At 67.4% G+C, this 23,429-nt stretch carries 19 protein-coding genes; 9 read left to right on the top strand and 10 right to left on the bottom strand.

Annotated features, from left to right (window positions below):
* Position 1: 1 nt before the first annotated feature.
* Both OEZ60_RS03240 and OEZ60_RS03245 read right to left on the bottom strand, forming a co-directional pair.
* Positions 2-1,036, bottom strand: coding sequence for a quaternary amine ABC transporter ATP-binding protein (locus tag OEZ60_RS03240; RefSeq protein ID WP_263333156.1), 1,035 nt, complete (start codon positions 1,034-1,036; stop codon positions 2-4).
* 66 nt (positions 1,037-1,102) lie between these two features.
* The gene (locus tag OEZ60_RS03245; protein WP_263333157.1) at positions 1,103-2,068 is read right to left on the bottom strand and encodes an ABC transporter substrate-binding protein; all 966 of its coding nucleotides are present in this window, start codon (positions 2,066-2,068) and stop codon (positions 1,103-1,105) included.
* A gap of 232 nt (positions 2,069-2,300) precedes the next feature.
* On the opposite strand from OEZ60_RS03245, the gene OEZ60_RS03250 reads away from it, so the two are divergent.
* Complete coding sequence (locus tag OEZ60_RS03250; protein WP_263333158.1) at positions 2,301-3,056, top strand: DeoR/GlpR family DNA-binding transcription regulator; 756 nt, start codon at positions 2,301-2,303, stop codon at positions 3,054-3,056.
* 78 nt (positions 3,057-3,134) lie between these two features.
* On the opposite strand, the gene OEZ60_RS03255 is transcribed toward OEZ60_RS03250, so the two are convergent.
* The 5 genes from OEZ60_RS03255 to OEZ60_RS03275 form a co-directional block, all read right to left on the bottom strand.
* Positions 3,135-4,523, bottom strand: coding sequence for a TRAP transporter large permease (locus OEZ60_RS03255; RefSeq protein ID WP_263333159.1), 1,389 nt, complete (start codon positions 4,521-4,523; stop codon positions 3,135-3,137).
* 4 nt (positions 4,524-4,527) lie between these two features.
* Positions 4,528-5,208, bottom strand: a complete 681-nt coding sequence (locus OEZ60_RS03260; RefSeq protein ID WP_263333160.1) for a TRAP transporter small permease — start codon at positions 5,206-5,208, stop codon at positions 4,528-4,530.
* 74 nt (positions 5,209-5,282) lie between these two features.
* Positions 5,283-6,290: a DctP family TRAP transporter solute-binding subunit gene (locus OEZ60_RS03265; protein ID WP_290428569.1), complete on the bottom strand. Its 1,008-nt coding sequence runs from the start codon at positions 6,288-6,290 to the stop codon at positions 5,283-5,285.
* 228 nt (positions 6,291-6,518) lie between these two features.
* The gene (locus tag OEZ60_RS03270) at positions 6,519-7,748 is read right to left on the bottom strand and encodes a sigma-54-dependent transcriptional regulator (RefSeq protein ID WP_263333161.1); all 1,230 of its coding nucleotides are present in this window, start codon (positions 7,746-7,748) and stop codon (positions 6,519-6,521) included.
* Positions 7,745-9,469, bottom strand: a complete 1,725-nt coding sequence (locus OEZ60_RS03275; protein WP_263333162.1) for a sensor histidine kinase — start codon at positions 9,467-9,469, stop codon at positions 7,745-7,747. The genes OEZ60_RS03270 and OEZ60_RS03275 overlap by 4 nt, the downstream gene beginning before the upstream one ends.
* 189 nt (positions 9,470-9,658) lie before the next feature.
* Here OEZ60_RS03275 and OEZ60_RS03280 point away from each other — a divergent pair, with 189 nt between their 5' ends.
* The 8 genes from OEZ60_RS03280 to OEZ60_RS03315 all read left to right on the top strand — a co-directional run bounded on the left by OEZ60_RS03280 (position 9,659) and on the right by OEZ60_RS03315 (position 18,335).
* A complete protein-coding gene (locus OEZ60_RS03280) occupies positions 9,659-10,288 on the top strand; it encodes a helix-turn-helix domain-containing protein (RefSeq protein ID WP_263333163.1) in 630 nt (209 codons plus the stop codon).
* Positions 10,289-10,433: 145 nt separating this feature from the next.
* Positions 10,434-12,026: an ABC transporter substrate-binding protein gene (locus OEZ60_RS03285; RefSeq protein WP_263333164.1), complete on the top strand. Its 1,593-nt coding sequence runs from the start codon at positions 10,434-10,436 to the stop codon at positions 12,024-12,026.
* Between the two features lie 57 nt (positions 12,027-12,083).
* A complete protein-coding gene (locus tag OEZ60_RS03290) occupies positions 12,084-13,184 on the top strand; it encodes a M24 family metallopeptidase (RefSeq protein WP_263333165.1) in 1,101 nt (366 codons plus the stop codon).
* On the top strand, positions 13,184-14,191 hold the full coding sequence (locus OEZ60_RS03295; protein WP_263333166.1) for an ABC transporter permease subunit: 1,008 nt from the start codon (positions 13,184-13,186) through the stop codon (positions 14,189-14,191). Before OEZ60_RS03290 ends, OEZ60_RS03295 begins: the two co-directional genes overlap by 1 nt.
* 1 nt (position 14,192) lies before the next feature.
* Positions 14,193-15,098, top strand: coding sequence for an ABC transporter permease subunit (locus OEZ60_RS03300; protein WP_263333167.1), 906 nt, complete (start codon positions 14,193-14,195; stop codon positions 15,096-15,098).
* A gap of 4 nt (positions 15,099-15,102) precedes the next feature.
* Positions 15,103-16,080, top strand: a complete 978-nt coding sequence (locus tag OEZ60_RS03305; RefSeq protein WP_263333168.1) for an ABC transporter ATP-binding protein — start codon at positions 15,103-15,105, stop codon at positions 16,078-16,080.
* Entirely contained in the window at positions 16,077-17,033 is a 957-nt protein-coding gene (locus OEZ60_RS03310) for an ABC transporter ATP-binding protein (RefSeq protein WP_263333169.1), read from the top strand. The genes OEZ60_RS03305 and OEZ60_RS03310 overlap by 4 nt, the downstream gene beginning before the upstream one ends.
* Before the next feature lie 108 nt (positions 17,034-17,141).
* Positions 17,142-18,335 carry an amidohydrolase family protein gene (locus tag OEZ60_RS03315; protein WP_263333170.1) on the top strand — a complete coding sequence of 398 codons (1,194 nt, stop codon included), beginning with the start codon at positions 17,142-17,144 and terminating at the stop codon, positions 18,333-18,335.
* Positions 18,336-18,449: 114 nt separating this feature from the next.
* Here OEZ60_RS03315 and OEZ60_RS03320 read toward each other — a convergent pair whose 3' ends face one another.
* Genes OEZ60_RS03320 through OEZ60_RS03330 form a run of 3 tightly spaced genes read right to left on the bottom strand, consistent with a single transcriptional unit; the run spans position 18,450 to position 23,426 of the window.
* Positions 18,450-19,895, bottom strand: a complete 1,446-nt coding sequence (locus tag OEZ60_RS03320; protein WP_263333171.1) for a 6-hydroxynicotinate reductase — start codon at positions 19,893-19,895, stop codon at positions 18,450-18,452.
* A gap of 1 nt (position 19,896) precedes the next feature.
* The gene (locus tag OEZ60_RS03325) at positions 19,897-22,596 is read right to left on the bottom strand and encodes a molybdopterin-dependent oxidoreductase (protein WP_263333172.1); all 2,700 of its coding nucleotides are present in this window, start codon (positions 22,594-22,596) and stop codon (positions 19,897-19,899) included.
* A complete protein-coding gene (locus OEZ60_RS03330; RefSeq protein WP_263333173.1) occupies positions 22,593-23,426 on the bottom strand; it encodes an FAD binding domain-containing protein in 834 nt (277 codons plus the stop codon). The genes OEZ60_RS03325 and OEZ60_RS03330 overlap by 4 nt, the downstream gene beginning before the upstream one ends.
* Positions 23,427-23,429: the final 3 nt, after the last annotated feature.

The following is a 23,429-nucleotide window of genomic DNA, read 5'->3' on the forward strand; positions in this document are numbered from 1 at the left end:
CTCAGCCCCCGAGCATAAGGTCGAGGATGTCGGCCCGGTGCAGATGGCCGAGCGTCGCGCCCTGCCCGTCCGTGACCCGGAGCCGCTCGGTCCCGTTGAGGAACAGCGGCGCCGCCTCGGCCACGGTCAGGGTCCCCGCCACCTCGGCGGTCGGCTCCTCGCCCTCGGCCGCGCGCATCGCGCTTGCCACCCGGACCACCTTCGCCTTCGGCACCGCGCCCGAGAACGCGCGCACATAATCGTCGGCCGGCGACAGCACGATCTCCTCCGGCGTGCCCTCCTGCACGATCGCCCCGTCCTTCATGATCGCGATCCGGTCCGCGAGCCGGATCGCCTCGTCGAAATCGTGGGTGATGAAGACGATGGTCTTCTGCAGCACCGATTGCAGGCGGATGAACTCGTCCTGCATCTCGCGCCGGATCAGGGGATCGAGGGCCGAGAACGGCTCGTCGAGGAACCACAGTTCCGGCTCCACGGCGAGCGAGCGGGCGATGCCTACGCGCTGCTGCTGGCCACCCGACAACTGGCGCGGAAAGGCGCCCTCGCGCCCGCCGAGACCGACGAGCTCGATCATCTGCCGCGCCCGCGCCTCGCGCTCGGCGCGGGGCGCGCCCTGCACGTCGAGCGGAAAGGCCACGTTGTCGAGCACCGAAAGATGCGGCAGCAGCGCGAAATGCTGAAACACCATGCCCATCTTGTGACGCCGGATCATCGTCATCTCGGCCTCGCTCGCGGCGAGAAGGTTCTGCCCATTGAACAGCACCTCCCCCGAGGTCGGCTCGACGAGCCGCGACATGAGCCGCACGAGCGTCGACTTGCCCGACCCCGACAGCCCCATGATGACGAAGATCTCGCCCGCCGCGACCGAGAGCGAGACGTCGCGCACCGCCGGCACGACGCCCGCCGCGATCAACCGCTCCGGCGCGGGATCGGGGCCGATGGAGGCCAGCACCTCGGCCCCGCGCGCGCCGAAGAGCTTCCACAGATGGCGGCAGACAAGCTTGGCGTCGCGGGTCTCGGGCGTCTTCTCGGTCATGTCCAATCCGCTCGAAGGATGGCCCCGCCCGCGCCGCAGTCTGGCGCGGGCGGAAAAGTCTGACACCTACTGGCCGATCCAGCCTTTCCAGCTCCCCTCGTTCTCTGCCATCCAGCCGGCCACGACCTCCGAGACGGACTTTCCGTTGAGGTCGACATCGGTGATCATCGCGCCCATCTCGTCGTTCTCGATCGTGAAGGCCTGGATCGCCGCGTAGGCGCCCGGCCACTTGTCCTTCACGCCGGCCCAGCCGACCTTCCAGATCTCGCCGAAGGGCTTGCCGCAATCATAGGCCATGTCGGGGTTCCCGCCCCAGGCCGGGTCGTTGTAGCACTCGGCCGTGTATTCCGGGAACTCGACCCATTCGCCCTCGTATTTCGCCGGGGCCCAGTGCGGCGCGTAGATCCAGAGCATGATCGGCGCCTGGCGCTGATAGGCGCTTTCCAGTTCGGCGAAGAGTGCGGCATCGGTGCCGGCATGGATCACCTCGAAGGGCAGGCCCAAGGCCTCGACGCGCTCATCATCGAACCCGCCCCAGGTCACCGGCCCGCCGAGATAGCGGCCCTTCGGTGCGGTCTCGGCGGTTGAGAAGGCCTCGGCGCAGGCGGCGTCCAGAAGCGCCTCCCAGTTCGGCAGGCCGGGGCATTTCTCCTTCATGTAGGTGGGATACCACCACTCCTCCTTGGCCTTCATGCCGGTGGGGCCGATATTCTCGACCTTGCCGGTCGCCGTCGCGGCATCCATCGCGTCGCGGCCCGTCGTCTCCCACATCTCCATCGCGACATGCAGATCGCCGGTCTCGAGCCCCGCGAACTGCGCGAGATAATCGGCCTGGACATATTCGACGTTGTAGCCGGCTTGTTTCAGGATCTCTCCCATCAGCTCGGTGGTGATGAGCTGGCCCGTCCAGTCATGCAGCGTCAGCTTGATCGGATCGGTCGATTCCTGCGCCATCGCCAGAGTCGCCAGTGCCGAGGCGGCCACCCCGCCGATCAGGCCGCGGACCAGAGCATTCGATCGTGTCTTGAACATCGTGAACTCCCTGTTCTGCCGGCCGTGCCGGAGGCCGGCCGGTCTCATGGAACGGTCGTTCGCGGGCGCCGTCGCAGCCGCCTGCCCCGTCCCCTTTCCCAAGTAGGCGGCGGATTGGCGATTCGATCAATCCGCTTTGTGGTTTTTTGTGTTTTTGACGCCCGCATCATGCCCGTTTCTTGCGCGCTTCCCCGGCCTCGCCTAGACTCTCGGCAGAACCGGAGCGCCGAAGATGCTGTCCAAACGCCACGCCGACATCCTGAAGATCCTCGAACACGAGGGCTCGGTGACGATCGCCGCCCTTGCCCGCCAGCTCGGCGTCTCGCTCGAAACCGTGCGGCGCGACGTGAAGCCCCTGACCGAGACCGGCGCGCTGGTGCGCGTCCACGGCGCGGTCGGGCTCGCCGGGCAGCTCGGCGAGGCGCCGTTCCAGAAGCGGATGCGCGAGAATGCCGAGGCCAAGAAGGCGATCGCCCGCACGCTCGCGGCGACGATCCGCGACGGGGAATCGGTGATGTTCGACACCGGCACCACGACGAGTTACGTCGCGCGCGAGCTGACCGGCCACCGGCGGCTGACGGTGGTGACCAACTCCTCCGACATCGCCCGCACGCTCGCCACCGTGAACGGCAACCGGGTCTACATGGCGGGCGGAGAGCTGCGCTCCGATTCCGGGGCGGCCTTCGGCAAGTCGGCGCTCGACTTCATCGCCAGTTTCACCGTGCACCACGCGGTGATCTCGGCCGGCGCGGTCGATGCCTCGGGCGTGATGGACTACGCGCTCGAGGAGGCGGAGTTCGCCCGGCTCGTGCTCTCGCGCGGAGAGCGTCGGGTCGTCGTGACCGACCACACGAAGTTCGGCCGCCGCGGCCTCATCTCGGTGGCGGGCTTCGCCGATATCGGCGAGATCGTCACCGACCGCGCACCGACCTCCGAGATCTCGTCCGCGCTGGAAGCGGCAGGCGCCACGCTGACCTTGGCACGCTAGGCGTTTCTCAAGCTGGAACGCGAACGGAAAAGCCCGGCACCGAGGCGCCGGGCTTTCTCTTGTCTGCGGTCTTCCGCTCTACTTGATGACCGTCTCCGGCCCCATGACCTGCGTCGGCAACCAGGTCGAGAGCACGGGAACGTAGGTCACGATGATCAGGAAGACGAAGAGCACCGCGAGGAAGGGCAGCGCCGCCTTCACCACCCGCATCATCGACATGCCGGCGACGCCCGAGGTGACGAAGAGGTTCAGACCGACCGGCGGCGTGATCATCCCGATCTCCATGTTCACGACCATGATGATGCCGAGATGGATCGGGTCGACGCCGAGTGAGATCGCGATCGGGAACACCAGCGGCGCGACGATCAGGATGAGGCCCGACGGCTCCATGAACTGGCCGCCGATCAGCAGGATCACGTTGACGATCACGAGGAACATGATCTTGCCGAAGCCGGCGTCGAGCATCGCCGTCGCGACCTGCTGCGGGATCTGCTCGTCGGTCAGCACATGCTTCAGGATCAGCGCGTTGGCGATGATGAACATGAGCGTCACGGTGAGCTTGCCGGCCTCGAAGAGCGTCGCCTTGGTGTCGCGGTGGAAGAAGGCGGTGACCAGCGAGATCGGCTTCTGGATCAGGCTCAGATTGCCGCCTTCGCGGGCCAGCGGCCCCATGTCGCGGTAGATGAAGGTCGCCACGATGAAGGCCCAGATCGAGGCCACGGCGGCGGCTTCCGTCGGCGTGAAGATCGCCGAGGTGATCCCGGGGATTCCGTAGAGACCGACCATGATGATCACGATCAGCATCAGGCCCCAGAACGCCTCGCCGAAGCTGTCGAAGACCTCGCCCCAGCCCTTCCACTCGCCCTTGGGCATCTTCTTCCAGATCGCCCAGATCAGGATCGTGACCATCAGCATGCCACCGGCGAGAAGCCCCGGGAACACGCCCGCAAGGAACATCCGGCCGACCGAGACGTCGGTCGCGGAGGCATAGACGACCATGACGATCGACGGCGGGATCAGGATGCCGAGCGTACCGGCGTTACAGATCACGCCCGCCGCGAAGTCCTTGGAATAGCCCACCTGGCGCATCGCCGCGATGACGATGGAGCCGATGGCAACCACGGTCGCGGGCGAAGAGCCCGAAAGTGCCGCGAAGAGCATGCAGGCGAAGACACCGGCGATCGCGAGGCCGCCCGGAAGATGGCCGACGCAGGCGATCGAGAAGCGGATGATCCGCTTGGCCACGCCGCCCGTCGACATGAACGAGGAGGCAAGGATGAAGAACGGGATCGCCAAGAGCGTCGAATGCCCCTCCATCGCGTTGTAGAGCGTCTGCGCGATCGAGGCGAGCGAGGTGTCGGAGAACCACAAGAGGAACAGCGTGGACGACAGGCCGAGCGAGATCGCGATCGGCACGCCGACCAGCATGAACCCGATGACCATGAAGAATAGCAGGACGACTTCCATGGCCTTATTCCTCGTAATTCATGTGGCGGACATCCTCGACGGCGTCCTCGGCTTCGTGGCTCACGATCAGGCTTTCACGGGTGCCCGTTACGATCCCCCAGGTCGCCTGGATCAGGCGGAAGAGAAGGAGCGCACAGCCGATCGGCAGCATCGCGTAGGGAATGAAGCGGGGCAGCTTCTCGTAGGTCTCGCCCTGATTGAACATCGGCTCGATGAAGCGGAGCCAGTCCGGCATCGGGATCTGTTCGGTCTCGTACCAGGCTTGGTCGCGGGTCTTGATGAAGCCCTCGGGGAACCAGCGCCCGCCGGTCTGCTCGAAGCCGCCGAACGGCGCCCAGTAGTCCCAGGCGCCCTTCATCAGGAGAAACGCATAGGCGATGCAGCAGGCGGCGGCGACCAGCGCCAGGATTCTCCGGCCGCGATGCGGCAGAAGGTTGATGATCGCGTCAACGCCGAGATGGGCGGTGACCTTGACGGCATAGGACATGCCGAAGAGCACCAGCCAGGCGAAGAGCGCCGTGGTCAGTTCCAACCCCCAGATCAGCGAGGAGTTGAAGACGTATCTCAGGATCACGTTGATGAAGGTGATCACCGTCATCAGGCCGAGAAGCACCGCGATCGCGGTCTCCTCGAATTCATGCACGACGCGGCCAAGCGCCGTTGCGGGTTCGTACTTGCCGCTCATCGTCTCCTCCCCCTTTGGAAATGGGCCCGGCCATCCCGAGCCGGGCCCTGTCGCCGCCGCTCGCGAGTGGTGGCTCAGCTGCCGGCGTTGAAGGCCAGCGCGGCGTCGATGTTCTCCTGGCCGATGCCGTCGACGAACTGGTCCCAGACGGGCTTCATCGCGTCGACCCAGGCCTGGCGCTGCGCGTCGTCGAGCTCGCGGATTACCCCGCCGTTGTCGAGGATCGCCTGGCGCGCCTCGGCATCGACCTGGGTGACGGCCGCGTTCCGCTCCATCGACACTTCGTGCAGGATCGTGGTGAGCTGGGTCCGCACGTCCTCGGGCAGGCTGTCCATCCAGTCGACCGAGGTGACGACGAGGTAGTCGAGCACGCCGTGGTTGGTCTCGGTGATGCCGTCCTGGACCTCGTAGAACTTCTGGCCATAGATGTTGGACCAGGTGTTCTCCTGACCGTCGACGACGCCGGTCTGGAGCGCGCCGTAGACCTCGGCGAAGGCCATCGGCTGGGGAGAGGCGCCAAGCGTCTCCATCTGCGCCACGATCACGTCCGAAGGCTGAACGCGGATCTTCAGGCCCTTCATGTCCTCCGGCATCACGACCGGCTTCTTGGCCGACATCTGCTTCAGGCCGTTGTGCCAGAACTCCATGCCGAGGAGCCCGCGGCGCACCATCGATTCCTTCATCGCCTGGCCCTGCTCGGAAGCCTGGAACGCATCGACCGCCTCGATGTTCTTGAACACGAAGGGAAGGTCGAAGATCTGGAACTGCTTGGTGAAGGCCTCGAATTTCGACAGTGACGGCGCGGCGAACTGGACGTCGCCCTGCAGCATCGCCTCGAGCACCTGGTCGTCATCGTAGAGCGTGGAGTTCGGGTAGACCTCGACACAGGCCTTGCCGTCCATCTCGGCGTTCACGCGGTCGGCGAACATCTGGGCGGCGATCCCCTTGGGGTGCTTGTCGGAGTTCGTCACATGGGCGAACTTCATCACGATCTCGCCCTCGTCGCAGCCCGCCGAGGCGAACGCGGCGCCGGCCGAAAGCGCGAGCGCGATCGCGGTCATGGTGGTGGTGATGGTCTTCATCGGTTTCCTCCCGTTTTGACAATCCAGTGCAGTCACGCCGCGAAAACGGCGCCCGCATACAGGGAAGCGGCGGAAAGCCGCACCCGCAACAGATTGTTTTTCGGGTGGTATTGAAGCCTTTTTATTGTTTTATATTCGTTACTTAGCAGACGACCTCAGATCTCGGCAAAACTACACCGGGCGGATCGTCACACAACCGTTACCGTCGACTGTGCGGAAATCCGCACATCAACTCCGGTAATCCTCGGGGCGAATCCCGTGGCGGGTGAGCTTGTCGTAGAAGGTCTTGCGCGGCAGCCTGAGCGCCGCCGCGGCCTCGGTCGCGTTGCCGCCGTGGCGCGTCAACGCCTCGATCAGGAGCGAACGTTCGACCCGCGCCATCTGCCCGGCGAGGCCGGTTTCGCCTTCGTCCTCGTGGCTCTCGCTCAGGCCCATCGCGAAACGCATCGCGGCGTTCATCAGCGCACGGGCGTTGCCGGTCCAGTCCTCGGCCATCAGGCCGGCGATGGTCTCGGGCGTGATCGCGGGCATCGGCAGGTCGGACTGCTCGCAGGCCAACGCGACATAGTGGCGGAAGAGCACCGGGATGTCCTCGGGTCGCTCCTTCAGCGCCGGGATCCGCACCCGGATCACGTCGAGCTTGTAGAAGAGGTCGGGATTGAACCGCCCCGCTGCCGCCTCGCCCGCGAGGTCGCGGTAGGTTCCGGCGATGACGCGGGTGCCGGGATGGGCGTCGATGAGGTCGAGAAGCGCGAACTGCGCCGCAGGCGGCAGCACCGCGACCTCGTCGAGGAAGATCGAGCCGCCCTCGGCGCGCTCGAAGGCCACGGCAAGTGTATCCGGCGCGGCGGAGGCTGCCGAGATCTTCTGGAACGGGCGCATCGCGGCGGCGGAGAGCAGGTGGATCACCTCGGCCATCTTCGCGGTGCCCGCGCCCGGCGGCCCCGATATCAGCACCTCGGCCGAGGTCCGCGCCGCTGCCCGCGCCGCCTCGCGCATCTGCTCGGAGAGAGCGGAGGTTCCGACCAGCATCCGCGCCGCCGCATCGCCCTGCCGGATCTCGCGCTTCAACGCGCGGTTCTCAAGCACCAGTGCGCGGGTCTTCAGCGCCTTGCCGACCACGGCGAGGAAGTCCGAGGGGCTGCACGGCTTCTCGATGAAATCGAAGGCGCCGCCCGTCATGCCCTTGACCGCCATCGGCACATCGCCCTCCCCGGTCAGGAGGATCACCGGCAGGTCGGCGTCGACCTTGCGCGCATGGTCCAGCAGCGCGAAGCCGTCCTTGCCCGGCATGCGGATGTCGGAGACCACGATGCCCTGGAACTGCGTCGAGATATGGTCCTTGGCCTCGATGTAGCTTGACGCCAATATCGGTCTCAGCCCCGCCAGTTCCAGCGTCTGGCCCAAGGCCTCGCGCACCGCGCGGTCGTCGTCGACAAGTAGCACCCGGTCCGTCATGCCGCCTTGGTCCCCGGTTCGGCCGCGTCAAGCTCGACGACGAACTCCGCGCCGCCGGTGTCGCGGTTGCGCCCGGCGATCGTGCCGCCGAAGCTCTGGACGATGCCGTAGGAGATCGAGAGGCCGAGCCCCATTCCCTCGCTCGCGCCGACCTCCTTGGTCGAGTAGAACGGGTCGAAGATCCGATCCGGCTCGGCGATGCCCGGCCCGGTATCAGCGACGGCGAGCCGCACCCGCCCGGCGACAGGGGCGATGTTGATCGAGACGGTCCCGCCCGCCTCCATCGCGTCGGCGGCATTGGCGAGCAAGTTCATCACCACTTGCTGCAGCCGCACCTCGCCGCCGCGCACCCAGACGGCCGCCGCAGGCGGCTGCCAGTCCACGCCGACGCCGCTCGCCCTGAGCCGCGCCTCGCTGAGTTCCAGCGCATCCGCAACGACCTGGACGAGATCGACATCGCTCATCCCGTCATGCTCCTGCCGCGCGAAGGCGCGCAGGTTCTTGATGATCCGCCCCATCCGCCGGGCAAGGTCGTTGATGCGGCCAAGGTTCTCGGCCGCCTTCTCGGGCTGGGCGCGGTCGAGGAACAGCCCGGCATTCTCGGCGTAGGAGCGGATCGCCATCAGCGGCTGGTTGAGCTCGTGGCTGATCCCGGCCGACATCTGGCCGAGCGCCGAAAGCTTGCCCGCCTGCACCAGCTCCGCCTGGGCGCGGTGGAGCTGCTCGTTCGCCTCCGACAGCTCCCGCGTGCGTTCCTCGACACGGGTTTCGAGCCGAGCATTTGCCTCGGCTTCGGCCGCGAGCTGCACCGCGAGCGCGCGCCGCCTCTCCAGAAGCGCGTAGCCCCCCGCCCCGATCACCAGGCAGGCCGCCGCCGCCACCAGCGCCTGCAGAAGCGCTTGCCGTTCCGCCGGGGCGATGTCGACCAGAGCCTCGCCGGTCATCTCGATCACCGGCAGCGGCCGCGTCAGATGCAGCGCGCGGGCCGGCAGGTACGGGCCGCCGTCGAGATCCCAGACCTCGTGGCGGTCGATATGTCGAACCTTGCGGCGCAGAAGATCCGCCGGCACCTCGCCCTCGCCTTCGGGCATGAGGTCGAGCCGCACCAGCACCAGTTCGTCGCGGTTCGACACGAAGGCGATGCCGTCGCTGTCGGTGAAGAAGACGATCATCGGCTCGCCGCGCCAGATCACCTCGACCGCTTCGGTCTCGATCCGCACCACCAGCGCACCCGCGACCGGGCCATCCGGCGAGAAGACCGGCGCGGCATAGACGAAGAGCCGCCGCCCGGTTTCCTTTTCGATCTCATGATGAAATCCGAGCGCACCCTGCATGGCCCGGCGCACATAGGGCGCGGTGGAGCGGTTCGCGCCGCGTCCCGGCCCCGACGAGGCGATGATGCGGCCCGAGGCACCGACGAGCAGGAACTCGTCCGAGCGTGTCATGTCGGCGGTGCGCCGCAGAAGCGCGTCGACCGGTTCGGCCGGCGCGGATGGGTCGAGGGCGAAGCGCAGGATCTCTGGATGGTCCGCCATCAGCACGGTCATCTCGCGGTAGCGCTGGAGTTGACCAAGCAGCCGGTCGCCCGCGAGCGCCAGATCGGCGCGTCCGCGCTCCTCGAGCCGCGTCAGCGCGTCGTCGAGTGCCCGCCACCAGGTGCCGGCGATCACCGCCCCCGCAAGGCTCAGAAATACTGCGAGCGCCAGCGCGCGTCGGATCATGCCGTTCCTCCTCCGGTCTGGCAGTCTACCGAAGTGGCCACGGCAATTGCCAGCGCAATTCGTTTGCCATCAGGCCGGCCGGGCGGGCGTAAAACTCGACAGGGCTTACGCAACGGAAAGAAAACTTTTTTGGCTGACAAAAATTTTTTTACCAATACAGTAGTCCCCGCCCGACTCGGAGTCGACGACTTGCCCAAACCGCAACCGCAGACGACCACCAGCATCGGACCGCTCATCCGCGCCCGCCGCCGGCAGTTGTCGATCACGCTGCAGGAACTGGGGGAAAAGTCCGGCGTCTCGGTCGGCTATCTTAGCCAGCTCGAACGCGACAACGCCACGCCGACCCTCGGCACGCTGGCGCAGATCGCGCAGGCGCTCGGCGTCGGGCTCGACTACTTCATCGCCGCGCCGCGCCCGGCCGACGCGCTGACCGTCGCGGCGGACCGGCCGCGCTTCTCGATCGATGGCTCCTCCGTCGTCTATGAACGCATCGGCGCCGAGTTTCCCGGCAGCGAGCTGTCGTCCTTCATCCTGCATGTCCCGCCCGGCTACCGCTCTGAGACCGTGAGCCACGAGGGCGAGGAGATCGTCTTCGTGCTCGAAGGCAGCGTGGTGCAGGTGCTCGAGGGCGAGGAGTTCCGCATGACGGAGGGCGACAGCCTGCATTACCGCGGCAACCGCCCGCATGGCTGGTACAATGACAGCGGCAGGCCGGCGAAGATCCTCTGGACCGGCACGCTCGAGCTTTTCCGCGGCCCGACCCGTGCCGCGCCGGTCCTGCCCTCGCTCGCCTCGGGCATGCAGGAGGGCGAGGCATGACCGGCCGTCACCGCGACCGCAACCAACACCGAAATTCCCCGGCCATCGGCCTCGCCGACAACCGGACCGGGGATGAGCCCTGCCTATCCGCGCCGCGGAACGGCAGCAACGACTGAAAAAACGAACCTCAACCTGGGAGTAACAGATGAACCTGAAATACCAACTCGCAACCGGCCTCGTGCTTGCCGCCCTGATGGGCGGCGCGGCCTCGGCCAAGACGCTGGTCTATTGCTCGGAAGGCTCGCCCGAGGGCTTCGACGCGGCGCTCTACACCTCCGGCACCACTTTCGACGCCTCCGAACACACGATCTACGACAAGCTCGTGCTGTTCGAGACCGGCACCACCAACGTGATTCCCGGCCTCGCCGAGAGCTGGGAGACCTCCGAGGACGGGCTGGAATATACGTTCCACCTCCGTCAGGGCGTCAAGTTCCACGCGAATGACCAGTTCACCCCGACGCGCGACTTCAACGCCGATGACGTGATCTTCTCGTTCGAGCGTCAGGGCAAGGCCGACAACCCGTACAACCAGGTTTCCGGCGGCACCTGGGAATACTTCAACGGCATGTCGATGCCCGACCTGATCAAGGAAATCGTCAAGGTCGACGACTACACCGTGAAGTTCGTGCTGAACCGGCCCGAGGCGCCGATGGTGTCGAACCTCGCGATGGGCTTCGCCTCGATCATGTCGAAGGAATACGCCGACGCGATGCTCGAGGCCGGCACGCCCGAGATGCTGAACCAGGCGCCGATCGGCACCGGGCCGTTCAGCTTCGTCGCCTATCAGAAGGACGCGGTGATCCGCTACAAGGCGAACCCGGACTACTGGCGCGGCGCCTCGCCGATCGACGATCTCGTCTTCGCGATCACTCCGGACGCGAGCGTCCGCTACCAGAAGCTGAAGGCGGGCGAGTGCCATGTCATGCCATATCCGAACCCGGCTGACGTCGAGGCGATGAAGGCCGACCCGGACGTGCAGCTTCTGGAGCAGGAAGGGCTCAACGTCGGCTATCTCGCCTACAACACCAAGGTCGCGCCCTTCGACAACACCGCCGTGCGCAAGGCGCTCAACATGGCGATCGACAAGAAGGCGATCATCGACGTCGTCTTCCAGGGTGCCGGTCAGGCCGCGAAGAACCCGATCCCGCCGACGATCTGGTCCTATAACGACGCGGTCGAGGACGATCCCTATGATCCCGAAGCCGCCAAGGCCGCGCTGGCCGAAGCGGGCGTCTCGGACCTCTCGATGAAGATCTGGGCGATGCCGGTGCAACGCCCGTACAACCCGAACGCACGGCGCATGGCCGAGCTGATCCAGGCCGACATGGCCAAGATCGGCGTCACCGTCGAGATCGTGTCCTACGAATGGGGCGAGTATCTCGAGCGTTCGAAGGCCGAGGACCGCGACGGCGCGGTGCTGCTGGGCTGGACCGGCGACAACGGCGACCCGGACAACTTCCTCGCGGTGCTGCTCGGCTGTGACGCCGTCGGCGGCTCCAACCGCGCCCAGTGGTGCAACGAGGAGTTCAACGATCTCGTCCAGAAGGCCAAGGTGACGTCGAACCCGGAAGAGCGCACCAAGCTCTATGAAGAGGCGCAGGTCGTCTTCAAGCGCGAGGCGCCCTGGGCCACGATCGCCCATTCGGTGGTGTTCATGCCGGTGCGTCCGGAAGTGACCGGATACAAGGTCCATCCGCTCGGCGGCCACATCTTCTACGGCGTCGACCTGACGGAATGATGCAAAGGCGCGGGGCCGGATCCGGCCCCGCCCGCCTCTCGGGGGGGAGCACAACACATGACTGACCGTTACGCCGCGCATCGGGCGATTGCGCGCGATCTCGGTGCCGAGGCGGTGGCGCTGGTGCCGGGGCCGAATTTCGAGCGCCTCTACCGTGCGCCCTTCGGAACCAACGAGCGCCCCCTTGTCGTCGTGATCCCGGTCGAGGGCGCGCCCGCCGCAGTCGTTCCCAACCTCGAACTCAGCTCCTTCGCCAAGCTCGGCTTCGAGGGCGAGGTCTTCGACTGGCGCGACCAGACCGGCTACGCCGATGCCTTCGCCGCCCTCTCCCGCCACCTGCCGCTCCGCTCGATCGCGGTCGAGGGCCAGGTGATGCGGGTCTTCGTCCACCACGCGCTCACCACCGCTTCTCCGGGGATCGCGGTCCTTGACGCGGAGCGCGAGATCTCCGGCCTCCGGCTCAGGAAGACCGACGACGAGATCGCCGCGATGACCGAGGCGATCCGTATCTCCGAGGCAGCCCTTGGCGAGACCCTCGACCAGGTGAAGCCCGGCATGACCGAAGCCGCGGTCGAGCGCCTGCTTGTCGCCGCGCTCTTCGCCCACGGCGCGGACGACCAAGCGTTCGGCGCGCTCGTCGCGGCCTCCGACAACTCCGCCCATTCCCACGCCCATGCCCGCGCCGATTACGAGATCCGGCCCGGCGACGCGCTGCTTCTCGATTTCGGCGCAAAGAAAGGCGGCCTCTGCGCCGACATCACCCGCACCGTCTTCGTCGGCCACGCCACGGACGAGGCCCAGGCGGTCTACGACACGGTCCTGCGCGCCAACCTCGCGGGCTTCGCCGCAACCCGGCCCGGCGCCACGGCGCACGACGTGGACGACGCGGTGATCTCGGTCCTCGAAGCCTCGCCCTATGCCGACCGGATCCGCACCAAGACCGGCCACGGGCTTGGCCGCGACGTGCACGAGGCGCCCTACATCATGCGCGGCAACAGCCAGACACTGGAGCCCGGCATGGTCTTCACCAATGAACCCGGCCTCTACCGAACCGGCCCCGGCGGTTTCGGCGTCAGGATCGAGGACGACGTCCTCGTCACCGAGAGCGAAAGCCGCTCGCTCACCACATTCCCCAAAGAACTGAAGGTCGTCGGCTGATGCTCAGATATCTCCTCTCGCGCCTCCTGACGTTCCTGCCGACATTCTTCGGCGTGACGATCATCTCGTTTTCGTTCATCCGGCTCCTGCCGGGCGACCCGATCATCGTCATGGCCGGCGAACGCGGCGTCAGCGCGGAACGCTATGAAGAACTCGTCCAGCAGTTCGGCTTCGACCAGCCGCTCTGGCGGCAATACATCGACTATCTCGGCGGCGTCATCCAGGGCGACCTCGGCCAGAGCTTCGTGACCAAGAAGCCGGTCTGGGACGAGTTCTTCGCGCTCTTCCCGGCGACCCTGGAACTGTCGGTCTGCGCGATGATCTTCGCGGTGGCCCTCGGCCTTCCGGCCGGCGTCATCGCGGCGGTGAACCGCGGCAAGCTCTTCGACCGGACGCTGATGTCGACGGCCCTCGTCGGCTACTCGATGCCGATCTTCTGGTGGGCACTGCTCCTCATCATCGTCTTTTCCGGCATGCTCGGGCTCACGCCGGTCTCGGGCCGGATCAGCCTGCTCTACTATTTCGACAACACCACCGGCTTCATGCTGATCGACTCGCTCCGCTCGGGCCAGTCCGGCGCCTTCGCCTCGGCCGTCCACCACCTGGTCCTGCCGACGATCGTCCTCGGCACCATCCCCCTGGCGGTCATCGCCCGCCAGACCCGCTCGGCGATGCTGGAGGTCCTCTCCGAAGACTATATCCGCACCGCCCGCGCCAAGGGTCTCGCGCCGTTCCGGGTGAACGGGGTCCATGCGCTCCGAAACGCGCTCATCCCGGTCGTGACCGTGATCGGGCTTTCGGTCGGCACGCTACTCGCCGGCGCGATCCTCACCGAGACGATCTTCTCCTGGCCCGGCATCGGCAAGTGGATGGTCGATTCGATCTTCCGCCGCGACTACCCGGTCGTGCAGGGCGGGCTCCTTCTGATCGCCGTCATGGTGATGATCGTGAACCTGACCGTGGACCTGCTCTACGGCTTCATCAACCCCAAGATCCGGAAGCGCTGAGATGGCCGAGACAACCATGACCGCCGCCGCGACCGCCGCCGCCCGCCCCGGCCGGCTGAAGGAATTCTGGTTCTATTTCCGCGAGAACAGGGGCGCCGTGATCGGGCTCTGGTTCTTCGCGGCCTTCATCCTCGTCGCGATCTTTGCACCGCTGATCGCGCCGCACGATCCGACCCAGCAGTTCCGCGACGCGCTGCTGAAGCCGCCCTTCTGGGAGGAAGGCGGCAGCCTCACCTACCCCTTAGGCACCGACGCGGTGGGCCGCGACATGCTCTCGCGGCTCGTGCACGGGTCGCGCTACTCCTTCTACGTCGGCATCATCGTCGTCACCTTCGCGGCCTCGGGCGGCATCGTCATCGGCCTCATCGCCGGCTTCGCGCCGAAATGGATCGACACGATCATCATGCGGGTGATGGACATCGTCCTCGCCTTCCCCTCGCTTCTCCTTGCCCTGGTGCTGGTGGCGATCCTCGGCCCGTCGCTGACGAACGCGATGATCGCCATCGCCATCACCTACCAGCCGCATTACGTCCGCCTGACCCGCGCGAGCGTGCTGTCTGAACGGTCGAAGGACTACGTCACCGCCGCCCGCGTCGTCGGCGCCAGCAAGTCCCGGCTGATGTTCACGACGGTGCTGCCGAACTGCCTCTCACCGATCATCGTTCAGGCGGCGCTCTCGTTCTCGACCGCGATCCTCGACGCGGCCGCGCTTGGCTTTCTCGGCATGGGCGCCCAGCCCCCCACCCCGGAATGGGGCACGATGCTCGCCGAGGCGCGCGAGTTCATCCTGCGCGCCTGGTGGGTCGTGACCTGGCCCGGCCTCGCGATCCTGATCACCGTCCTTGCCATCAACCTGATGGGCGACGGATTGCGCGACGCGCTCGACCCGAAACTGAAGCGGAGCTGACGCGATGCCCCTCCTCGATATCCGCAACCTCTCGGTCGATTTCGCCACCGCCTCGGGCCAGTTCCGCGCCGTGGACGGCGTCGACGTCAGCGTCGATACCGGCGAGATCCTCGCCATCGTCGGCGAATCCGGCTCCGGCAAGTCGGTCTCGATGCTCGCGATGATGGGGCTCCTGCCCTGGACCGCCACCGTGACCGCTGACGTGATGAGCTTCAACGGCCAGGACCTGCGCGGCCTCTCGCCCCGCCAGCGCCGCGACATCGTTGGCAAGGACATGGCGATGATCTTCCAGGAGCCGATGTCCTCGCTCAATCCCTGCTTCACCGCAGGCTTCCAGATCAAGGAGGCGCTCAGGCTCCATCTCGGCCTCGACAAGAAGGAGCGCCACGACCGCGCGGTCGAGCTTTTCGAGATGGTCGGCATCCCCGCCCCCGAGGACCGGCTCAAGGCCTTCCCGCACCAGCTTTCGGGCGGCATGAACCAGCGGGTGATGATCGCGATGGCGATCGCCTGCAACCCGAAGCTCCTGATCGCCGACGAGCCGACGACCGCCCTCGACGTGACCATCCAGGCGCAGATCCTCGACCTCCTGACGGGCCTGCAAAAGGATACCGGAATGGCGCTCATTCTCATCACCCACGACATGGGGGTTGTGGCGGAAACCGCCGAGCGGGTGCAGGTCCAGTATGCCGGCCAGAAGGTCGAGGAACAGCCCGTCGCCGATCTCTTCGAGACGCCGCACCATCCCTATACGGCGGCGCTCCTCGCGGCCTTGCCCGAACGTGCGACCTCGCGACACCTGCCGACGATCCCCGGCGTGGTGCCGGGCCAGTTCGACCGGCCGAAGGGCTGCCTCTTCTCGCCGCGCTGCAAATACGCCGACGACCGCTGCCGCGAGCAGCCGCCCGCGCCGGCAGGCACCGAGCTTGGCGTCGCCCGCTGCCACTATCCTCTGAGCGCGAAAGCGGAGGCCGAAGCATGAGCACCCCCGTCGTCACCGCCGAGAACCTCACCCGCCACTACGACGTGAAGGGAGGCTTCTTTTCCAAGGGCGGCACGGTGCGCGCCGTGTCCGAGACGAGCTTCACGCTCGAGCCCGGCAAGACCCTCGCCGTCGTCGGCGAGTCGGGCTGCGGCAAGTCCACCCTCGCGAGGCTGATCACGATGATCGAGGAACCGACCTCGGGCACCTTCTCGATCGGCGGCAAGCCGGTGACGCCCGAGACCTGGGCCGACCACCGAACCGATGTGCAGATCGTCTTCCAGGACCCCTACGGCTCGCTGAACCCGCGCCAGAGGATCGGCTCGATCCTCGAGGAGCCCCTGAAGATCAACCGCCCCGACCTCTCCGCCGCCGACCGCGAGGCCAAGGCGCGCGAGATGCTGAAACTCGTTGGCCTGCGCCCTGAACATTTCGACCGCTACCCGCACATGTTCTCGGGCGGCCAGCGCCAGCGCATCGCGGTCGCCCGCGCGCTGATGCTGGAGCCGAAGGTGCTGGTCCTCGACGAGCCGGTCTCGGCGCTCGACCTCTCGATCCAGAGCCAGATCCTGAACCTTCTGGTCGATCTCCAGGACCGGCTCGGCCTCGCCTATCTCTTCATCAGCCACGACCTCTCGGTGGTGAAGCACATGGCCGACGACATCATCGTGATGTATCTCGGCCGCCCGGTCGAGATCGGACCCAAGGCCGAAATCTTCGCGCATCCGAAGCATCCCTACACGAAGGCGCTGCTCTCGGCGACGCCGATGGCCGATCCGAAGGCGAAGAAGACGCGGATCAAGCTCGAGGGCGAACTGCCCTCGCCCCTCAACGTGCCGGCGGGCTGCGCCTTCGCGCCGCGCTGCTGGAAGGTGAAGGACAAATGCCGCGCCGAACGGCCCGCGCTCGACGCGGCGCGGCACCGCGCGGCCTGCTTCTATCCCGAGGGCTGATCCGGGCGTCGGGGCGGCTCCCATCCCGCCCCGACCTGGCCTGAATCCGTTTGCCTGCTAACGGATCTTGTGGGACGATCTCCCGGCCTCAGGCAAGGAGACGCCGCCATGTCCGATCCCGCCCCCGCCGCCACCAGGACGAAACTCGTCATCCGCAACATCGGCCAGATCCTCTCCGGCCGGATCGAGGAGCCCCTGATCGACGGCGACTGCGTGGTCTGCAATGGCGACCGCATCACGGCGGTGGGCTACGAGAAGGACCTCGACACCGACCGCGCGACGACGGTGGTGGACGCCAAGGGCGTGACCCTCTGCCCCGGCCTCATCGATAGCCATGTCCACCCGGTGATCGGCGACTACACGCCGCGCCAGCAGCAGCTGAACTGGATCGATAGCTGCCTGCACGGCGGCGTCACCACGATGATCTCGGCGGGCGAGGTCCATGCGCCCGGACGCCCGAAGGACATCGTCGGCCTCAAGGCGATGGCGATCGCCTCGCAGCGCTGGTACGAGAACTTCCGCCCCTCCGGCGTCAAGGTCCATTCCGGCGCCCCGGTGCTGGAGGAAGGCATGGTCGAGAGCGACTTCAAGGACCTCGCCGATGCCGGCGTGAAACTTCTGGGCGAGGTCGGGCTCGGCTCCGTCAAGGCCGGGGAGACCGCCGCCCAGATGGTCAAATGGGCGCGAAAGTACGGCATACAGTCGACAATCCATACCGGCGGCCCCTCGATCCCCGGCTCCGGCCTCATCGACAAGGACGTGGTGCTCGCGGCCGATGCCGACATCATCGGCCATATCAACGGCGGCCACACCGCGCTCCCCGACGAACAGATCACCTGCCTTTGCGAAAGCTGCCTGCGCGGCATCGAGATCGTCCACAACGGCAACGAGCGCGCCGGACTCCTCGCGATGCGCACCGCCTTCGAGCTTGGCCAGCCCGACCGCGTGATCCTCGGCACCGACGCGCCCGCCGGCTCCGGCGTCCAGCCCTTAGGCATCCTGAGGATGATCGCGATGCTGTCGTCGCTCGGCGACGTGCCGCCCGAGATCGCCTTCTGCTTCGCCACCGGCAACACCGCGCGGATGCGCGACCTCGACTGCGGCATCATCGAACCGGGCCGCGCCGCCGATTTCGTCCTCATCGACATGGCCCAGCACGCGCCGGGCGGCTCGATGCTCGCCTCGGTCCACCAGGGCAACCTGCCCGGCGTCGGCATGACCGTGATCGACGGCGTGGTCCGCACCGCCCGCAGCCGCAACACGCCGCCCGCCACCCGGCTGCCGGAAATCGTCGAAAGCTGATCCCACCACTTTCTGTCCGGAAATACTCCCGCCGGAAGCAACCCGAGTGTCCGCGGCGCAAGCCGCGGATGCGAGATCCATCTTGCGCCCGGAACGGGCGCTCGATCTGATAACCTACCGCCCCCGCTTCACCGAGACCCGCCGCTCGATCTCGCCGGCGATTTCCTCGACCCGCCGCACCTGGCCCACATGCCCCCCGAGGGCCGCATAATCCGCAAGCCGCATCGTGAACTCGATCGGAGCCACCAGCGCCGGCGTCGGCACATAGCCGAAGGCGTTCGACGGCATCTCCGTCACGTCGGCCATGAAGGTGATGCCGCCGCCCGGCCAGACGTAACACTCCGCCCCGCCGCAGGTCACCCGCGTCACCGCCTCGCGCACCGAGCGCGTGAGCCGCACCGGGTTCTCCGTCACCCCGGCCCGGAGCGATCCGCCCGCCCCGCCCATGAAGAGGACCGAGGTCACCGAGGGCTCGCAATTCTCCGCGATCCGCTCGACCGAGGTCCGCAGCGCCTCCGGCAGGTCGGCGCGGACCGGCTTCAGGTCCTCGTCGAGCACATAGTAACCCCACTGCTCCCCGGTCGTCGAAACCATCAGGAGCGTCAGCCCCGGCCGCGCCGGTTCGCGCCAGGGCCCGAGGATCGTCAGCGGATCCTCGATATCCGTCCCGCCCCAGCCGGTTCCGGGCTCGGCGACGCGGAAGTAGCGGCCCGGCGTCGACTTGTGGCCGAGGATCTTGATGCCGGTCGGCTCGACGCCGAGGAGCTTGCCCGCCTGATGCTCCGAGAGAACCCCGGTGATGTGATCGTCCACGACCACAACCTCGTCGACGAGTCCGTGCCACTGCCTGGCAAACATCCCGATTGTCGCCGAGCCGCACCCGACCCGCATCAGATGCTCCTCGACCCCGTTCACCACCGGCGGCCTGCCGGCCTGCAGCACCACCCCGGCCCCGCCGTCGATCGTCACCTCGACCGGCTCGCGGTTGCAGAGCCTGAGAAGCGCGTCGCAGGTGACGCGGCCCTCCTTCTTGCCGCCGCCGGTCAGATGATGCACCCCGCCAAGCGACAGCATTTGCGAGCCATATTCAGCCGTCATCACATGGCCAATGGGCTCGCCGTCCACCCGCACCGCCGCCGCCTCTGGCCCGAGAAACCGGTCGGTGTCGATCTTCACCTTGGCCCCGCAGTAGGAGAAGATCCCCTCGGTGACGACCGTGACCATGTCCACGCCATCATGCTCCTGCGCGACGATGAACGGGGCCGGCTTGTAATCGGGATAGGTCGTGCCAGCGCCGATCGCGGTGATGAACGGCCGCTCCGTCCTGAGGATGTCGCCGTCCCACTCGCCCGCTTCGAGTTCGAGGAACGGCACCACCTGCCCGTCGCCCTCCTTGGCCGCCTGCAGCACGGTGAAGGGATCAAGCCGCGCCAGTTCCCCGCCTTGATTGGCATAGCGATCACAGGCCCCGGCTCGGCCGTCGGTGATGTAGCACATGACCGGACAGGCGTCGCAGCGGATCTTGTCTTTCACCCGGGATTCAACGCGTTGCTTGACCATCTTAACCTTCCTTCGCGGCCCGGATCGCCGCCAGAACCCGGTCCGGCGTCGCCGGCAGCCGCGTCACCCGCGCGCCCGTCGCGTGCCGGATCGCCGAGAGGATCGCCGGCGCGGTCGGGATGAGCACATGCTCGCCCAACCCCTTCGCCCCGTAAGGCCCATGCGGATCGGCGACCTCGATGATGTGGCTGGTGATCGGCGGCACGTCCCCTATCGTAGGGATCAGGTAGTCGTGCAGGTTGTCGGTGCGACCGGGAATGTATTCCTCCATCAGCGCGAGGCCGATGCCCTGCGCCACGCCGCCGTGGATCTGCCCTTCGACAAGCACCGGGTTGATCGCCCGGCCGACGTCATGCGCGGCATGGATATGGTCGAGCGTAACCGTCCCGAGCCCGGTATCGACCGTCAGTTCCACCATCTGCGCGGTATAGCCATAGACGGCGTAGGGCACGCCCTGCCCGTTCTCGTCGAGCGGCGCGGTCGGCGGATCGTAGGTCTCCGCTGCCTCAACGACATATCCGTCCCCGTCTGGCAGCACGGCGCGATGGACCCGGCCATCGGGCGCGGTCACCTTGATCTCGCCCGGCGCGATCTCGATCCGGCCCTCTGCCGCGTTGGTCAGCCGAAGGATTTCCGCCCTCAGCGCAAGTCCGGTCAGCCGCGCCGCGTTGCCGGAGACATAGGTCTGCCGCGAGGCCGAGGTCTTGCCCGCGTCCGGCGTCACGCCGGTATCGGGACCGACGATCTCGACCCGGCCGACCTCCACGCCAAGCGCCTCGGCGAAGATCTGGGCGACGACGGTATTGGCGCCCTGTCCAATATCCATCGCTCCCTGGTGCAGCACCACGCGGCCGTCCGAGGTGATCCCGGCCCGGATCGTCGAGGGGTTGGGCAGCGAGGTGTTCCCGCAGCCATACCAGCCGCAGGCAACCCCGACACCCTTACGAAGAACGCCGCCTTTCTCATTGAATGATTGCACTTTTTCAATGGCAACCCACCATGCCTGGCGCAGCGCAGCAAGGCAGGGCCGGATCCCGACCGCGCCGTCGAAGACCTGCCCTGTCGCTGTCGGAACGCCGTTGTCGAGCGCATTCAGATAGCGAAACTCCAGCCGGTCCATGCCGAGCTTCAGCGCAAGGTCGTCGAAGACCGCCTCCTGCGCGATCGCCGCCTGCGGGACGCCGAAGCCTCGAAAGGCGCCGGCCGGCACGCAGGTCGTGTTAACCGCCTCGGTGCGCGAGCGGATGTCGGCATGGGCATAGGGCCCGCCGGCATGGACCGGCACCCGGCTCGCCACGGTCGGCCCCCAAGAGGCATAGGCACCGGTGTTGAACGTGCCCTCAAAGATAAAGCCCGACAATCGGCCGTCCGGTGCCGCCCCTGCCCTGACCCGCATCGAGGCCGGATGCCGTTTCGTCGTTGAACCCATTGATTCCGAACGCGTATAGGCGATCCGCACCGAACGCCCCAGCCGCATCGCCGCGAGCGCCACATGCGGCTGGAACGACAGGTCGAGCTTCGAGCCGAAGCCACCGCCGACCGCCGACGGCACCACCCGGACCGCCTCGACCGGCAGCCCGAGGATCGCGGCCAGCGAGTCCCGGTTCATATGCGGCGCCTGGGTGCCGCCATGGACCACGACGCCACCGTCGACCCAGTCCGCGTAACCGGCCTCCGGCTCGATATAGGCATGTTCGATGAACCGGGTCTCGAACACCCCCTCGGCGGTGACCGCGGCCCGCGCGAGCGCCGCCTCGGCATCGCCCCGCTGCACGAGGCCGCGGCACATGACGTTAGCCTTGCGGCCCGGATGCAGCTCCGCCGCGGTTTTCGCCGCCCCCGGCTCGCGGGATGCGGGTTTCTCATCCCAACTCACGGGAAACGTGGACATATCCAGAGCTGACATCACCTCGAGCGGACCGACCACCGCCGCCACAGCCTCGCCCCGGAACCGGGCGACGGATTCGGCATAGACCGGCTGGTCGATGAAGCCGGGAATGACGCCAAAGCGGTTCTCTCCCGGCACGTCCTGCGCGGTCAGGACGAGGGCGAGCCCGGACGCCTTTCGCCAGCCCTCCAGATCGCCGAAGCTAAAGCCGCAGTGATCGTGTGGCGCGCGAATTACCTTCATGATCAATGCGTTGTCAGGTGAAACGTCATCGCCGAACTGCTCCTCGCCCGCGATCTTCCTGGCGCCGTCGAGCCGGGCGATCCCGGCGCCGACCGCGCCCGCGCCGGGGTCCGGGGCGGGCTTGCCAATCACCGCGTCGATGATCTTGCGATAGCCGGTGCAGCGGCAAAGGACACCGCCCAAAGCGTCCTCCACCGCCGCCTCCGTCGGTGCCGGGTTGGTGCGCAGGAGCGCCAGGGCCGAGACCATCATGCCCGGCGTGCAGATCCCGCACTGCGCCGCACCGTGCGCGAGGAACGCCTCCGAAAGCCTTGCGAACATTGGGTCATTCTCGCGAAGACCGGCGAGCGTCTCGACCCGCCGGCCGGCGACCCGGCCGGTCGAGGTGATGCAGGCGCAGACCGGCGCGCCGTCGAGAAGGACGGTACAGGCGCCGCAATCGCCGGCGTCGCAGCCGACCTTCACCTCGCGGCAGCCGAAATCGCGGCGCAGCACGGCCGCGAGCCGCTCCAGTCCGGCCCCCTCGTGGCGGACCTCGCGTCCGTTCAGCGTGAAGCCCAGACCGCTCACCCTTGCGCCCCCCATCCGTCCAGCATCCGTACAGCCAGCGTACACACGGCGTCTCGACGATAGGCGGCGCTGCCGCGCACGTCGTCGATGGGCACGAGCGCCGCGAATTGCTCGGGCCGAACCACCGCGCCGAGCGCCCCAACCCGCCGACCGACGAGATCGCGCTCAAGCGCCGCGAGCCGCAGCGGCACGGCCGAGCAGGCGCCGACGGCGATCCGCGCCTCGGCCACGCTGTCGCCCTCGACGCGCAGGACCGCCGCGAGGGAGACGATCGAGATCACGAGGTAGGCGCGGCTGCCGAGCTTGGCGAAGTCGGAACGGACCGCGCCGTCGATCTGCGGCACGAGGATCGCCGTCACGATCTCGTCCGGCGCGCGCGCGGTTCGGCGGTTCCCGGTCACGAACGCGGCGAGCGGCACGACGCGGCGCCCGGCGGCCGAGGCGAGTTCCACCGAGGCGTCGAGCGTGAGGAGGACCGGCACGCCATCGGCGGCCGGCGAGGCGTTGCAGATGTTCCCCGCGATGGTCCCGGTGGTCTGGATCTGCACCGAGCCGACCTGCCGCCCAGCGGCCTTGAGGCCATCGAACAGCGGCGGCAGATCGGCGCGGCAGAGTTCCGCCCAGGTCGCGCCGGCGCCGATCCGCCAGTGGTCGCCCTCGCGCGTGATGCCCTTGAGATCGGCGAGCGCGGTGAGGTCGAGAACCCGCGCCGGTGCCGGTCGGTCGCCGAGCGCGGGAAAGACATCCGTCCCGCCCGCAAGAAGGGTGGCCGGCGCCTCGGCGAGAAAGCCGAGAGCCGCATCGAGGCGTTCGGGCCGGAACACCGTCATGCC

Origin of the sequence: Albidovulum salinarum, assembly GCF_025673475.1 — a bacterium.
GTDB lineage: Bacteria > Pseudomonadota > Alphaproteobacteria > Rhodobacterales > Rhodobacteraceae > Albidovulum > Albidovulum salinarum.

What these genes read in the sequence shown, in the direction of transcription:
- OEZ60_RS03300 (WP_263333167.1), top strand. Translation starts at nt 14,193, where the DNA reads ATGGCCGAGACAACCATGACCGCCGCCGCGACCGCCGCCGCCCGCCCC.
- OEZ60_RS03250 (WP_263333158.1), top strand. Translation starts at nt 2,301, where the DNA reads ATGCTGTCCAAACGCCACGCCGACATCCTGAAGATCCTCGAACACGAG.
- OEZ60_RS03245 (WP_263333157.1), bottom strand. Translation starts at nt 2,068, where the DNA reads ATGTTCAAGACACGATCGAATGCTCTGGTCCGCGGCCTGATCGGCGGG.
- OEZ60_RS03260 (WP_263333160.1), bottom strand. Translation starts at nt 5,208, where the DNA reads ATGAGCGGCAAGTACGAACCCGCAACGGCGCTTGGCCGCGTCGTGCAT.
- OEZ60_RS03320 (WP_263333171.1), bottom strand. Translation starts at nt 19,895, where the DNA reads ATGGTCAAGCAACGCGTTGAATCCCGGGTGAAAGACAAGATCCGCTGC.
- OEZ60_RS03265 (WP_290428569.1), bottom strand. Translation starts at nt 6,290, where the DNA reads ATGAAGACCATCACCACCACCATGACCGCGATCGCGCTCGCGCTTTCG.
- OEZ60_RS03275 (WP_263333162.1), bottom strand. Translation starts at nt 9,469, where the DNA reads ATGATCCGACGCGCGCTGGCGCTCGCAGTATTTCTGAGCCTTGCGGGG.
- OEZ60_RS03285 (WP_263333164.1), top strand. Translation starts at nt 10,434, where the DNA reads ATGAACCTGAAATACCAACTCGCAACCGGCCTCGTGCTTGCCGCCCTG.
- OEZ60_RS03295 (WP_263333166.1), top strand. Translation starts at nt 13,184, where the DNA reads ATGCTCAGATATCTCCTCTCGCGCCTCCTGACGTTCCTGCCGACATTC.
- OEZ60_RS03310 (WP_263333169.1), top strand. Translation starts at nt 16,077, where the DNA reads ATGAGCACCCCCGTCGTCACCGCCGAGAACCTCACCCGCCACTACGAC.
- OEZ60_RS03305 (WP_263333168.1), top strand. Translation starts at nt 15,103, where the DNA reads ATGCCCCTCCTCGATATCCGCAACCTCTCGGTCGATTTCGCCACCGCC.
- OEZ60_RS03330 (WP_263333173.1), bottom strand. Translation starts at nt 23,426, where the DNA reads ATGACGGTGTTCCGGCCCGAACGCCTCGATGCGGCTCTCGGCTTTCTC.
- OEZ60_RS03255 (WP_263333159.1), bottom strand. Translation starts at nt 4,523, where the DNA reads ATGGAAGTCGTCCTGCTATTCTTCATGGTCATCGGGTTCATGCTGGTC.
- OEZ60_RS03240 (WP_263333156.1), bottom strand. Translation starts at nt 1,036, where the DNA reads ATGACCGAGAAGACGCCCGAGACCCGCGACGCCAAGCTTGTCTGCCGC.
- OEZ60_RS03270 (WP_263333161.1), bottom strand. Translation starts at nt 7,748, where the DNA reads ATGACGGACCGGGTGCTACTTGTCGACGACGACCGCGCGGTGCGCGAG.
- OEZ60_RS03290 (WP_263333165.1), top strand. Translation starts at nt 12,084, where the DNA reads ATGACTGACCGTTACGCCGCGCATCGGGCGATTGCGCGCGATCTCGGT.
- OEZ60_RS03315 (WP_263333170.1), top strand. Translation starts at nt 17,142, where the DNA reads ATGTCCGATCCCGCCCCCGCCGCCACCAGGACGAAACTCGTCATCCGC.